The 12376-nt window shown below is 57.0% G+C and carries 15 protein-coding genes and 1 pseudogene; 5 read left to right on the plus strand and 11 right to left on the minus strand.

Annotation, left to right across the window (positions count from 1 at the left end; genetic code table 11):
• The first annotated feature begins 15 nt into the window (after positions 1–15).
• Together GOV85_RS13820 and GOV85_RS13825 are read left to right on the plus strand one after the other, a co-directional pair.
• The gene (locus tag GOV85_RS13820; protein WP_371813598.1) at positions 16–1728 is read left to right on the plus strand and encodes a tetratricopeptide repeat protein; all 1713 of its coding nucleotides are present in this window, start codon (positions 16–18) and stop codon (positions 1726–1728) included.
• Entirely contained in the window at positions 1718–2539 is an 822-nt protein-coding gene (locus GOV85_RS13825) for a 4-(cytidine 5'-diphospho)-2-C-methyl-D-erythritol kinase (protein ID WP_171179083.1), read from the plus strand. Before GOV85_RS13820 ends, GOV85_RS13825 begins: the two co-directional genes overlap by 11 nt.
• Here the strand turns inward: GOV85_RS13825 and GOV85_RS13830 are convergent.
• On the minus strand, positions 2532–3530 hold the full coding sequence (locus GOV85_RS13830; RefSeq protein ID WP_171179085.1) for a polyprenyl synthetase family protein: 999 nt from the start codon (positions 3528–3530) through the stop codon (positions 2532–2534). The genes GOV85_RS13825 and GOV85_RS13830 overlap by 8 nt on opposite strands.
• Positions 3531–3586: 56 nt before the next feature.
• Here GOV85_RS13830 and GOV85_RS13835 point away from each other — a divergent pair, with 56 nt between their 5' ends.
• The 3 genes from GOV85_RS13835 to GOV85_RS13845 all read left to right on the plus strand — a co-directional run bounded on the left by GOV85_RS13835 (position 3587) and on the right by GOV85_RS13845 (position 4860).
• Positions 3587–3802, plus strand: coding sequence for a DUF2007 domain-containing protein (locus GOV85_RS13835; protein ID WP_050604033.1), 216 nt, complete (start codon positions 3587–3589; stop codon positions 3800–3802).
• Positions 3799–4563 carry a tRNA1(Val) (adenine(37)-N6)-methyltransferase gene (locus tag GOV85_RS13840; protein ID WP_171179087.1) on the plus strand — a complete coding sequence of 255 codons (765 nt, stop codon included), beginning with the start codon at positions 3799–3801 and terminating at the stop codon, positions 4561–4563. The genes GOV85_RS13835 and GOV85_RS13840 overlap by 4 nt, the downstream gene beginning before the upstream one ends.
• A 132-nt stretch (positions 4564–4695) precedes the next feature.
• Positions 4696–4860, plus strand: a complete 165-nt coding sequence (locus GOV85_RS13845; protein ID WP_083445267.1) for a YdcH family protein — start codon at positions 4696–4698, stop codon at positions 4858–4860.
• Here GOV85_RS13845 and GOV85_RS13850 read toward each other — a convergent pair.
• The 10 genes and pseudogenes from GOV85_RS13850 to GOV85_RS13895 all read right to left on the minus strand — a co-directional run.
• Positions 4857–5069: pseudogene (locus tag GOV85_RS13850) on the minus strand (EamA family transporter); the annotation flags it as partial. The gene GOV85_RS13845 and the pseudogene GOV85_RS13850 overlap by 4 nt on opposite strands.
• Before the next feature lie 140 nt (positions 5070–5209).
• Complete coding sequence (locus GOV85_RS13855) at positions 5210–6157, minus strand: transcriptional regulator GcvA (protein ID WP_171179089.1); 948 nt, start codon at positions 6155–6157, stop codon at positions 5210–5212.
• A 298-nt stretch (positions 6158–6455) separates the two neighbouring features.
• Positions 6456–7178, minus strand: coding sequence for an acetoacetyl-CoA reductase (phbB, locus tag GOV85_RS13860; RefSeq protein WP_171093728.1), 723 nt, complete (start codon positions 7176–7178; stop codon positions 6456–6458).
• Between the two features lie 187 nt (positions 7179–7365).
• On the minus strand, positions 7366–8541 hold the full coding sequence (locus GOV85_RS13865) for an acetyl-CoA C-acetyltransferase (protein WP_171093726.1): 1176 nt from the start codon (positions 8539–8541) through the stop codon (positions 7366–7368).
• A 190-nt stretch (positions 8542–8731) separates the two neighbouring features.
• A complete protein-coding gene (locus GOV85_RS13870; protein WP_171179090.1) occupies positions 8732–9565 on the minus strand; it encodes an EAL domain-containing protein in 834 nt (277 codons plus the stop codon).
• Between the two features lie 111 nt (positions 9566–9676).
• Positions 9677–9865, minus strand: a complete 189-nt coding sequence (locus GOV85_RS13875; RefSeq protein ID WP_171179092.1) for a hypothetical protein — start codon at positions 9863–9865, stop codon at positions 9677–9679.
• 91 nt (positions 9866–9956) lie between these two features.
• A complete protein-coding gene (locus GOV85_RS13880; RefSeq protein ID WP_171179093.1) occupies positions 9957–10928 on the minus strand; it encodes a sterol desaturase family protein in 972 nt (323 codons plus the stop codon).
• Entirely contained in the window at positions 10925–11311 is a 387-nt protein-coding gene (locus GOV85_RS13885; protein ID WP_171179095.1) for a hypothetical protein, read from the minus strand. Before GOV85_RS13885 ends, GOV85_RS13880 begins: the two co-directional genes overlap by 4 nt.
• Before the next feature lie 59 nt (positions 11312–11370).
• Complete coding sequence (locus GOV85_RS13890; protein WP_171179097.1) at positions 11371–11700, minus strand: hypothetical protein; 330 nt, start codon at positions 11698–11700, stop codon at positions 11371–11373.
• A 91-nt stretch (positions 11701–11791) separates the two neighbouring features.
• Positions 11792–12358, minus strand: coding sequence for a TlpA disulfide reductase family protein (locus tag GOV85_RS13895; RefSeq protein ID WP_171179099.1), 567 nt, complete (start codon positions 12356–12358; stop codon positions 11792–11794).
• Positions 12359–12376: the final 18 nt, after the last annotated feature.

Below are 12376 nucleotides of genomic sequence, written 5' to 3' on the forward strand. Positions count from 1 at the left end.
CAAGGCAGGATTTCGGTGGTTTCCCTGGTTCGTCGCGCGGCGCTGTCCGTGCTTCTCATGTCGTCGGTCGCAGTTCCGGCGTTCTCTGACTCGGGCGCAGGGTCGTATCTGGCCGGGCGACAGGCGATCTACGAAAGTGATTATGCCGCAGCCGAGCGCTATTATGCCCAAGCCCTGAAGTTCGATTCCCAAAATCCGCTGCTGTTGGAAAGCGTTGTCGTGGCGCGTTTGGCGTTGGGCGAAGTTGATCGTGCCTTGCCGGTTGCCGAGCAGATCGAACAGGCAAATCTGCCCAGTCAGGCCGCGCGTATGGCAATTGCGGCAAATCTGATTGTAGATGGCAAATACGACGTCCTTTTAGCGCGGAACCCCGAAACTCAGGGTGTCGGGCCGTTGGTGGATGGGTTGATGACCGCCTGGGCTCATTTGGCGCAGGGCGAAATGACAAAGGCGATGGAACAGTTCGAAACCGTTGCCACGCAAGACGGACTGAAAGAGTTTGCGTTGTACCACAAGGCAATGGCATTGGCCTCGATCGGCGACTTTGAAGGCGCCGAGGTGATCTTTGCGGACAATGAAGGTGCGGTGGCGCGTTTCACGCGTCGTGCGGCTTTGGCGCGAACCGAGGTGCTGTCTCAGCTGGATCGGAACGAAGACGCCTTACAGTTCCTCGAATACGTCTTTGTGGCGGGTAGCGACCCGACAATAGAAACCTATACCAGCCAACTTGAGGCAGGTGAAACGCTGCCCTTCACGCATGTCCGTTCTGCGCAGGACGGTATGGCCGAAATTTTCTTTTCCGTTGGGGCCGCGCTGAACGCTGAGGCGTCGCCGGACTACGTTCTTCTTTTCACACGGTTGGCCAGTTTTCTGCGCCCCGATCATGTGGACGCCATTTTGCTGAGTGCAGATCTTCTGGATCAACTGGAGCAGTATGATCTGGCAGTTGCCGCCTATCGCATGGTTCCGGCAGACAGCAATGATCACCACGCGGCCGAGCTGGGCCGGGCCGAGGTTCTGGACCGCTCAGGTAAAACCGATGCTGCCGTGGAAGTGCTGCAAAATCTGGCGGCGCAGGATCCTGACCTTCCGGGTGTGCATGTGGCCTTGGCTGACCTGCAGCGGCGTCAGGAAAACTATCAGGCGGCAGTAACGTCCTATGATACGGCGATTGCGCTGACCGATAACGCGGCGGGGGGTAACTGGTTCCTGCATTATGCCCGTGGCATCAGCCATGAGCGGTTGAAGCAGTGGGACCAGGCCGAAGCTGATTTCCGGCGCGCGCTTGAGCTGAACCCGGATCAGCCGCAGGTGTTGAATTATCTGGGCTATTCCCTTGTTGAGCGCAAAGAGAAGCTGGATGAAGCGCTGGACATGATTCAACGCGCTGTGGCAGCCCGCCCGGACAGTGGCTACATCGTCGACAGCTTGGGCTGGGTCCTGTTCCGTCTGGGTCGTTATGACGAGGCTGTTGAACAGATGGAACGCGCCGTTGAGCTGATGCCGGTCGATCCGGTGGTGAATGATCATCTGGGCGATGTCTACTGGGCCGTGGGACGGTCGCGTGAGGCCGAATTCCAATGGAAGCGGGCCCTGTCTTTCATTGATCCCGAAGATACAGATGGTGAAGCCGACCCTGAGCGCATTCGCCGCAAGATCGAGGTTGGGCTGGATGCCGTTCTGGCCGAAGAAGGTTCGGAACCTTTGAAGGTCGCCAATGGCAACTAAGGCGTTTGCGCCCGCCAAGATCAATCTGACCCTGCATGTCACTGGCCGTCGAGATGACGGCTATCATCTGTTGGATTCTCTGGTAGTTTTTGCGGATTTGGGTGATCAGCTGACATTTAACTCCGGCCCTGTGCTTTCCATGGAGGTGGGCGGAGAATTCGCCGATGGGGTACCCAAGGACAAACGCAATCTGGTGTGGAAAGCAGCCGAGGGCGTCGGGTGGACCGGGCAAATCGAGCTGCGCAAATCTCTGCCCCACGGGGCGGGGATCGGTGGCGGTTCGTCGGACGCCGCCGCAACGCTTTGTGCCTTGGCGCAGCAAGGCCATGCCGTTCCACCGGATTTACCCTTGTCACTGGGGGCAGATGTGCCCGTCTGTCAGAAGGGCCGAGCGATCAGAATGCAAGGCATTGGTGATCAACTGGTTGCTGTAAACCTTCCGCACTTGCCCGCTTTGTTGGTCAACCCGAATGTGCATGTGCCAACGGGGGCCGTGTTCAACGCTCTGGCGAGCAGAGACAATCCGGCTATGCCTGAGAACATCCCCGAGTTTCAAAACGCCAACGACTGTGCCTTGTGGCTAAGCGATCAGCGAAACGATCTGGAAGTGCCTGCCATGGGCGCTGCGCGCGAGATAGAACAGGTTCTGGACGAGCTGCAATCGACCAACCGCGCCCTTATCACGCGTATGTCGGGGTCGGGGTCAACCTGCTTTGCGCTGTATCCGACGATGAAAGACGCGCATTTCGCTGCTTATGAGATTGGCGCAGCCCATCCTGATTGGTGGTGCCGCGCCACTCAGCTTAACTGAGGCGCGAAACCACGTAATCTGCCAGTTCTCGCAGCAGGCTGCGAATCTCATGATCCGGCAGAACCTCAAGCGATGCCTTGGCTTTGTTGGCCCAGCCCAAGGCGTCTTGCCGGGTTTGTTCCAGCGTGGCATATTTGCCCATTAGCCCCAGCGCGTGATCAAGATCGCCGTCCTGTTGGCGGCCTTTTTCAATCGTGCGCTCCCAGAACGCGCGTTCTTCGGGCGTCGCTTGGGCCACGGCTTTGATCACCGGAAGAGTCAGCTTACGCTCGCGGAAATCATCACCCACGTTCTTGCCGGTTGCCTTGCTGTCTCCCTGATAGTCCAGCAGATCATCCGCAATCTGGAATGCAATGCCCAGTGAGTCGCCATAGTCGAACAATGCTTTGACCTGTTCTTCCGACGCGCCAGCGATCACACCACCGACCTCAGTCGCGGCGGAAAACAGTGCGGCTGTCTTGCCACGTACGACCTGCAGATAAACATCTTCGTCCGTACGCAGATCAGTTGCAGCGGTCATTTGCAGCACTTCACCTTCGGCAATCGTAGCCGAAGCGTTGGCAAGAATGTCCAAAACGCGCAGCGACCCAGTCTCGACCATCAGCTGGAAGCTGCGAGAAAATAGGTAATCGCCGACCAGAACGCTGGATTTGTTGTCCCACAGCAGATTTGCGGTCGGGCGACCGCGCCGCTGGGCGCTTTCGTCAACAACGTCGTCATGCAGCAGTGTCGCGGTGTGAATAAACTCGACCGTGGCGGCAAGGCGCACGTGGTGGTCGCCGGTATAGCCAAACAACTGCGCGGCGGCCAATGTCAGCATTGGGCGCAGACGCTTCCCACCTGCTTCCACCAGATGCCGGGTAACTTCCGGAATACGCGGCGCGTGGTCCGACGCCATTCGCGTACGGATCAAGCCATTCACGGCCTCCATCTCACCCGCCAAAAGTTCAGCGAGGCGCTCATGCGGTTTTGAGATCACGTCGACGGTCATCAAACTCCTGATACAAGGCTCGACTTCCACCTCGCCTTGCCCTTACATCCATCCCCATGAAAGAACTACTGCGCAGTACCGATCCGACAATCCTGGCCTTTGCATCCGCTCTCCTTGAAGGCGAGGATATAGACTGCTTTCAGATGGACGTAAATATGAGCATCCTCGAAGGCGGTATCGGAATCTTCCCCCGGCGCCTCATGGTGCGGGCCGAGGATCTGACCCGCGCTGAACGTGTTATGCGCGATAATGAGATTCCGCTGGGCCGATGACCCGCTTTGATGACAATGATTTGACCTGCAACGATTTCCTGGGTGGCCGGATTCGACTGCTGCAACCCGCCTCAGGTTATCGCGCCGGAATAGACCCGGTTTTACTGGCGGCATCAGTGCCGGCCAGTGCCGATCAGTCGGTTTTGGAGCTGGGATGTGGCGCGGGCGCCGCCATTCTGTGCCTGTCTGCGCGGGTGCCGGGCCTGCACCTGACAGGAATTGAATTGCAGCCTGCGTATGCCGATTTGGCGCGCCGGAATGCGGAAATGAACAGCGTGAAGCTGGATTTGATTGAGGCTGATCTGACCGCCTTGCCGACCGAGATTCGACAGCGCCAGTTTGATCACATCATTGCCAACCCCCCATATTACCGCGCCGGAGCGCATAGCCGGGCCAGCGATGCAGGACGAAGCATTGCTTTGGGCGAGGACACCCCTCTGAGCGACTGGATATCAGTGGCGGCCAAGCGTCTGGCCCCGCAAGGGTATCTGCACATGATTCAAAAGGCAGACCGCTTGCCGGATATGATAGTGGCCTGCGCGGATAAACTGGGCTCAGTTGAAGTGTTGCCGCTCTGCGCGCGCGCAGGTCGACAGGCGGAATTGGTCATTTTGCGGGCCCGCAAAGGGGGGCGTGCGGCATTTCGCCTCCATGCGCCATTGATTCTGCACGCGGGCGAGCGCCATGAAATGGACGGCGAAAGCTATACAGACCAGATCGTGGCAGTCCTGAGACACGCCGCGCCGTTGCCCCGGTTCTGACGGCGATCGGCAATGACCAGCCGATTTTGTCGGATTTATTACAGATTCTGTGCTTGTGCAGCGTGACAGGGTGGAAACGATGTGGTCAACTTCTTACGTGAACTACAGACACGTAAACCAAGGAGGATCGCAATGAGCGTGAGCGCACATCTGACGGAACTGAAGAAAAAGCACGAATCTCTCGGTCTCGAAGTGGAACAAGCCCAACGCTCGCCGGGCATTGATGATCTTCATATTGCTCAGTTGAAAAAACAGAAACTTAAGCTGAAAGAAGAGATCGAACGCCTGTCTGCCTAAGATTTCAGGCTGGAGCGGGCCGCGATCAAGGCCCCGCCAGTGATCAACAAGGTCGCGATCGCAAGCCCTCAGGATGAGGCGGCGGTCCCGGCCACAACTAAAGCCAGCGTTGACAACAAAGAGGCCGCGTAAGACGAGGCTCCAAGAATTTGAATGTCGCCTTGCATGACCTCGACGTCCCGCACATAGAACGCTAGCCCGACAGGCCCAGCGCACTCCAATCGTTCCGTCAATCGCGAAGCAGGTCGTGTTCCATAGTAGGGTTGGCGCAGGTTCGGATTCGAATGTGAATTTGTCAAATAATGCCCATAATAAAGCGGCCAAAAATCCGATTTCCGCTGCATTTTAGTTACGAGGTGGAAACCTCTTTAATCGGTATGATTTCAAACTCATCTGATATATGCGCGGTTTTTTCGATCTCGGTCAGGAACCAATCTCGGAAGGCCGCGATCTGAGGCTTTTTCTCGGCTCCAGGCAGGCATAAAAACCGGAATCGGCCTTGTGTTTCCAAGGCCACTTTGAAGGGTGCGACCAAGCGGCCTTCGGTCAGATCTTTGAGAATCATGGCGCGTCGTCCAAGCGCCACTCCGACACCGGCGACAGCGGCGTCAATTGCGTGATCGGCATTTGAAAAATGCGCGCCATGAGTCGGGGTGAAATCGACCCCCATGGCGCGGAACCAAGCGGGCCAGTCGCAGGGCGGGGTCAGAAAACTGATCGAATCGTCATGGATCAATGGGGCGTGTCGCAGGCTTTCCGGGGTGTCGAATTGTTCCGCCAGTTCTGGTGTCATGACCGGGGTTAGCCATTCTTTTCTGACCGGTACGGAATAAAGCCCTTCATCTGCAGAATTGCCAAAGCGGATGGCGACATCCACATCGTCCCGCTCAAGGTCCATGTTGCGCAGCGTGGCCGAGAATTTCAGATCGATCTCAGGATGGGCGCGGGCAAACTCGTAGAGCCGTGGTGCCAGCCATTTGGCCGTCAATGCAGGACCGGCTGTGACGGTCAAGCTGGTGTCGTTCTCTTGCCTGCGCACGGCGCGCCACGCAGCTTGCAATGCGGCAAAGCCTTCCGCTGTACCGGGTGCCAGGGTTCGACCGGCCTCAGTCAGCTCTACGGCGCGGTTCAGTCGGTGAAACAGAGGTCGGCCCAGATGTTCTTCAAGCGATTTGATCTGAAAAGACAGGGCCGCTGGCGTCACATGCAGCTCTGCCGCCGCCTTCGCGAAAGACATATGCCGGGCTGCGGCGTCAAACGCACGGAGCGCGGTCAGCGGGGGAAGATAGTCGCTCATAGTGAAGTAAAACTTAACTGAAAGTCCAAGAAAGCTCGTTTGTAGCTTTCATAAGTAACCTTCATATTCGCCTTAGGTCAAATAAAACTGATTTGAATAGGAGACAGCCATGATCGAGATGACGACAAATCCCGCCGCGCAGATGGCGATCCTGCGCGCCCATCAAGAACGCAGCCGTGTCATTTGGCAATTCTGGAAGCGCATTTTCGGTTCCCGCTGATCGCAGCGCGCGCGATCTTACGGGATAGAAAAGGGCCGGTCCAAAAGGACCGGCCCGTTTTGTCTTCTGACAAATGAATCAGACGAAGAACTGCGCACCGTTGGCCGAGATGGTCGAGCCATTGATGAATTGGGAATCGTCCGAGGCCAGGAACGCCACGCAGCGTGCGATTTCCTCAGGTTCACCCAAACGACCTGCCGGAATCTGACCGATGATGGATTCGCGGACCTTTTCCGGTACGGCCATAACCATCTCGGTTGCGATGTAGCCGGGGCAGATTGCATTGGCTGTAATACCCGCGCGCGCACCTTCCTGCGCCAGGGACTTTACGATGCCCAGGTCGCCAGCTTTGGTCGCGGCATAGTTCACCTGAGCAAACTGACCTTTCTGACCGTTGATCGAGCTGATGACGATGACGCGGCCAAATTTACGCTCGCGCATGCCGGGCCAGACGGGGTGTACGGTGTTGAAGACACCGGTCAGGTTGGTGTCAATCACGTCTTTCCACTGATCGGGCGTCATTTTGTGGAATGGCGCATCGCGCGTAATGCCTGCGTTGGCAACAACGATGTCGATGGGGCCAACCTCGGCTTCGACTTTCTCGATACCCGCTTTGGATTCGTCATAATCGGCGACGTTCCACTTGTAGGTCTTGATGCCGGTTTCTTCGGTGAATTTCGCGGCGGCTTCGTCATTGCCTGCATAGGTAGCGGCAACATTGTATCCTTCGGCTTTGAGCGCCTTGGAAATTGCTGCGCCAATGCCGCGGGAACCGCCGGTGACGAGTGCTGTACGTGCCATTTATGACTCCTTCAATTTTAGTCGTCTTGGTAATGCTGTTACTCTGAGAGGTGATCGTGCGCAATATTGTTTCGTTGTGGATTTGACCTTTTTAGGTAGCAATATCGTCGCATCCAACGGGTAAGACCCTGTTGTAACAAAAAAGGGCGCCCAAGGGACGCCCTTTGTTATTCAGGTGTCAACGCACTTAGTCGCGCTCCACACACAGGGCGACACCCATGCCGCCACCGATGCAAAGGGTCGCCAGACCCTTCTTGGCATCGCGGCGCTTCATTTCGAACAGAAGCGTGTTCAGGACACGGCAGCCCGACGCGCCGATCGGATGCCCGATGGCGATTGCGCCGCCGTTGACGTTAACGATCGACGGATCCCAGCCCATGTCCTTGTTTACGGCGCAGGCCTGCGCGGCAAAGGCTTCGTTGGCTTCAACCAGATCCAAATCGTCAACCGACCAGCCTGCCTTTTCCAGCGCCTTGCGCGAGGCATAGATCGGGCCAACACCCATGATCGACGGGTCCAGACCGGCGGTTGCGTAAGAGGCGATGCGGGCGAGGGGCTCGATCCCACGCTTTTCGGCGTTTTCTGCTGACATCAGCAGGGTCGCTGCCGCGCCGTCATTCAGGCCGGAAGCGTTCGCCGCAGTAACCGAGCCATCCTTTGTGAAGGCCGGGCGCAGCTTTGCCATGGCTTCCATGGTTGCGCCGTGGCGGATGTATTCGTCCTTGTCCATCACGATATCGCCCTTGCGGGTCTTGATGGTGAAGGGCACGATTTCATCTGCGAATTTGCCAGCCTTTTGGGCGGCTTCGGCCTTGTTCTGCGAAGCAACAGCAAATTCATCCTGCATGTCGCGGCTGATCTGCCATTTTTCGGCAACGTTCTCGGCAGTCTGACCCATGTGATAGCCGTTGAAGGCATCCCACAAACCGTCGCGGATCATCGTGTCGATATACTTCATGTCGCCCATCTTGTGACCGGCGCGCAGGGCAGCGGCATGGGGCGACAGTGTCATGTTTTCCTGACCACCGGCGGCAACGATCTCGGCGTCACCCAGCTGGATGTGCTGGGCACCCAGCGCGACAGCGCGCAGGCCCGAACCACACACCTGGTTGATGCCCCAGGCTGCGCTTTCCTGCGGCAAACCGGCATTGATATGCGCCTGGCGTGCAGGGTTCTGGCCTTGGGCGGCAGTCAGAACCTGACCCATGATTGTTTCGCTAACCTCGCCTTTGTCCACACCGGCGCGTTCGACAACTGCTTCCAGGACGGCAGCGCCCAGATCATGTGCAGGGGTGTTCGCAAACGAACCACTGAAGCTGCCGACACCTGTGCGTGCGGCGGATGCGATTACTACGTTGGTCATATGATCAGTCCTTTACCGTCATGGGCCAGCGGAATTTCTGACGGCGCAGGCCGAGAGGAGCCCCCCTCGAAACAAGAGCGCCCCGTGATCCCCGCTCAAGTACTCATGCAATAGCCTAATGCTGCACATGCAGCAACGGTCAGCTTGTCTCAGCGTTGTAAAAGCACGAATTTTTCTGATTGACCCATGGTCAACTTCCTGTTTTTGAAACGCTTTCCTGCTTCCAGGGGGCAGCGACACTTGGCGCGCCAAACAAGTACCCTTGCAGGCAATCCACGCCGCTGGCTGTCAAAAACGCAGCGTCTTCGCGTGTTTCAACCGATTCGGCGGTGACCAAAATTTCAAACTCCCGAGCCACTGCGATCAGAGCACGCACAAGTGTCTGATTGTCTGGGTTGTTGCTGATACCCCTGACAAACTGCCCATCAATTTTGGCGGCATCGAACAAGAATTCACGAAAGTGGCGAAAGCAAAAATTACTGGCACCGAAGTCATCCAGGGCAAAGGCAATGCCGCGATCCTGTAAACGGTCCATAAAGTCGATCACCAATTCCGGTACTTGCATGGCCGAGCCTTCCGAAATTTCAAGGATCAGCCGCTCGCCCAGTGCGGCGTCACGCTTGAGGAACCGATCCAGGGTTGCCGACCACCTAGAATACCCGATCGAGCGGGCGGACATATTGATCGATAGCCTAATCTCAGGGTTTCTCACCAGTGTTCGCAACCCAAACTCCAGCGCAACGCAATCCAGATCCCGGCCAATCGGGGTGTTTTCGAGTTGCGGCATGAACTCGCGCGCAGGAATAACCCTCCCTGTTTCGTCCAGCACACGAATGAACCCTTCATAAAACGCAACGCCGTTAGGAGCGTTTGCCTGCATGACCGGTTGAAAAGCCAACTTGCACTGTTTGTGCTTCACCGCATCGGTTGCCATCTGCACAATCGAACGATCGCGAGTCGACACCGCAGCGTTCAGCGGGCTTTCTGACCCATCGGGCACATTAAGTTGTTTCTTGTTTCCCATAGCGCCGATTCCCATCAGCCCGTGACAGACGGTATGTCCGGGGCAGGTGTTTCGACACAGTTTCGGGGTAAACAGATGAATCTGCGGTTAAGGAGCCAGAAGATTCAGGATTTATCGAGAGATGCTCCAAGCGCGGGCAAGGGACGAAGCCGCACTCAGCACCGCTCCTACTACGCCTGTAACCATCAAAGCAAAGCCCAAGGCGATCCATGCCGGTGCAGTGCTGTTCAACGCTGTAATCATCGCGAGCAAAAGGCCGGACAACCCGACATAGGTTGAAATGACTGCCAAACGGTTCATGCCGACCCTCCTTCACTCTTGACCACAGATGAGTAGCGATATGGCCTGCGAAGCCTGAATTTCAAGGGCGGCGGGTGCGCGTTCGCCGGTGTCAGACCCGCTCTGCCTGTCCAGTGGGCAGTTTTTTGTCGAAATGTTCAAACCCGGGCGTTCCGCAATCTTCTGGATGACGGGCCAGATGTTTGGCCTTGATCTGTTCCGAGCTGTCGCGGCTGCCATCGTGGCTGTATCCCGGCGGGGCAAAGCAATAAGCCAGCCGTTGGCGCAGTGTCAGACCGGGCTGGGTCGCGTCACGCCAGATGCCGACCCATTCGTGAAAGGCCACGCGCAGCGGGTTGAATGTGCCGATATTGTGAACCAGTCCGAAATCGACACGGTCGTTTTCCTGCTCTGGGACAAAGGTTCCGAACATCTTGTCCCAGATGATGAAGACGCCTGCATAGTTGCAATCCAGATAGCGTGCATTCCGGCCGTGATGGGCGCGGTGGTGACTAGGGGTGTTCATAATGGCCTCGAACCAACGGGGCATCTTTCCGATGGCCTCGGTGTGAATCCAGAACTGATAGATCAGGTTCAATCCACCGACAAACAGGACCAGGGCCGGATGGAACCCGATCAGGATCAATGGCGCGCGCACGACCATCATAAGCGTAAAGGTATAGGTCCAGGGCTGCCGCAAAGCGGTGGTCAGGTTGTAGTGCTGTGAGCTGTGGTGATTGACGTGGTTTGCCCAAACCCAGCGGATGCGGTGGCCAAAACGGTGCACCCAGTAGTAACGGAAATCGTCCAGCACAAAGCACAGAATGATCACCGGGATCGACGTGCCGAGATCCAGCGGTGTGATCTGCCACAGCCACATGAAAAAGCCATAAGCAATGAAGCCCAGCAGAAACCCGGACGCGATATTGCCTGCGCCCATGATCAACGAAGTTACGGCATCACGCGTTTCGTATCTCCCGCCTTTGCCTTTGACGGCGATCCACAAAAATTCCGCCAAGATCGCGGCCACAAAAAAGGGAACCGCCCACTGAACGGCATCGGGGAAACTGATCTGGTCGGTCATTCGGGCTCCATCAGGTGACGCCAGTGGGCGCGCTCTATTTCGTCCAGGTGGATAAGAGTGCCGGGGGTGTCGAAGTCGTGAAACTGGATTTCAAAGCCTTCGGGGCGTTCGATCCAATCGAAATCCAGCAAATGCCGGGCCACAGTGTCGGCACCGAAGGACCACAGCAGTCCTGCGCCGGTTTCGGTACGCACCAGTGCCGCGTGACGGTCATTCGAGATCGTGACATCAATGATGGTGTCGTCCGGTGCATGCCGCAGCCATTGTGCGCGTGCGGTTTCGGGTGTCAGCACAAAAGGCTCCGAATGGCCCGTCAGATGCAAAAGCAATGTGATTCCGGCGATTCCTCCGACCACCAGAACCAATAGTATTTCCAACGGCATCCCATCCTCCTGCGGACACCCTGCAAAGACACGTTGGGGCTGTCAAAGGTGGCGTTGCGTCAGGTACGTTCCAGACGTTCCAGAATTTCGTACTGAACAACACGTTGGACAAAAGGCACCAGCCCATCAGGACCTGATGCCCGATCCTTGAGGTGGATGCAGATATCCGGACGACGGGCGGCAATAATGCCAACCATCTCTCCGCGAATCGTGTCATCCAGACCTGCCCCCAAAATGGCGCAGGTGATCCGAGGTTCGGCATCCAACTGCTTTCGAACTTCGTCGGTGTCATGCGCGCCCAGCCATTGAATCGGCAAGTGATCCAGTTGTCTGGCCACATCGCCGATCACGTTTGGCAGCTTCCCAATCAAAAGAACCACCGGTTTCATCGCAGCCTCCTTCCCATAAGGGCACAAACGAAAACCGGCCCATTTGGGCCGGTTCGAGTGTAGCACAAACAGGTGGTAACCGCGCTATTCGTCAGCTATTTGCTTCTACAAGTGTCGAGATGATCGTTTTGGCGCTGTCCGAGTTCCATTCGGCATCCCCGATCAGGCGGGCGATTTCCTGGCCTTCGGGATCCAGTATGACCGTGATCGGAAGCGCGATCACGCCAAACTCGCGCGCGGCCGCCGAGCTTGGGTCCTGATGGCGGGGCAAATTGGCAATACCGTTCTCTTCAAAGAACTTTTCGATCCCGGCGGGCGAGTTTCGGCCGGTCGCCAAAGTCAGGACCTGAAACTTGTCGCCTCCGAACTCTTCCTGCAGTTCCGCGATCTGAGGCATTTCCTTGCGGCAAGGCGCACACCAGGTGGCCCAGAAATTCAGCAGTACGTATTTGCCTTCGTAATCTGCAAGCGTACCGACGCCACCCTCATCTTCCAGCTGGAATTCGATGGATTTGGCAGGCTTGGGCTCTTTATGCAGGATCAAGCGCTTCAGGCTGTCTTCCCGCAGCGGTGCCAGCGTCTCGGCATCGGTGGCCAAAGCGGCGTTTGCACCCAGCGCAAGGGCCATATAAAGGGGGATCAGACGAAATAGGCGCATATCAACTCCGGGTTTTCT

The sequence above is a fragment of the Ruegeria sp. HKCCA4633 genome, assembly GCF_013034605.1.
Classification (GTDB): Bacteria; Pseudomonadota; Alphaproteobacteria; order Rhodobacterales; family Rhodobacteraceae; genus Ruegeria.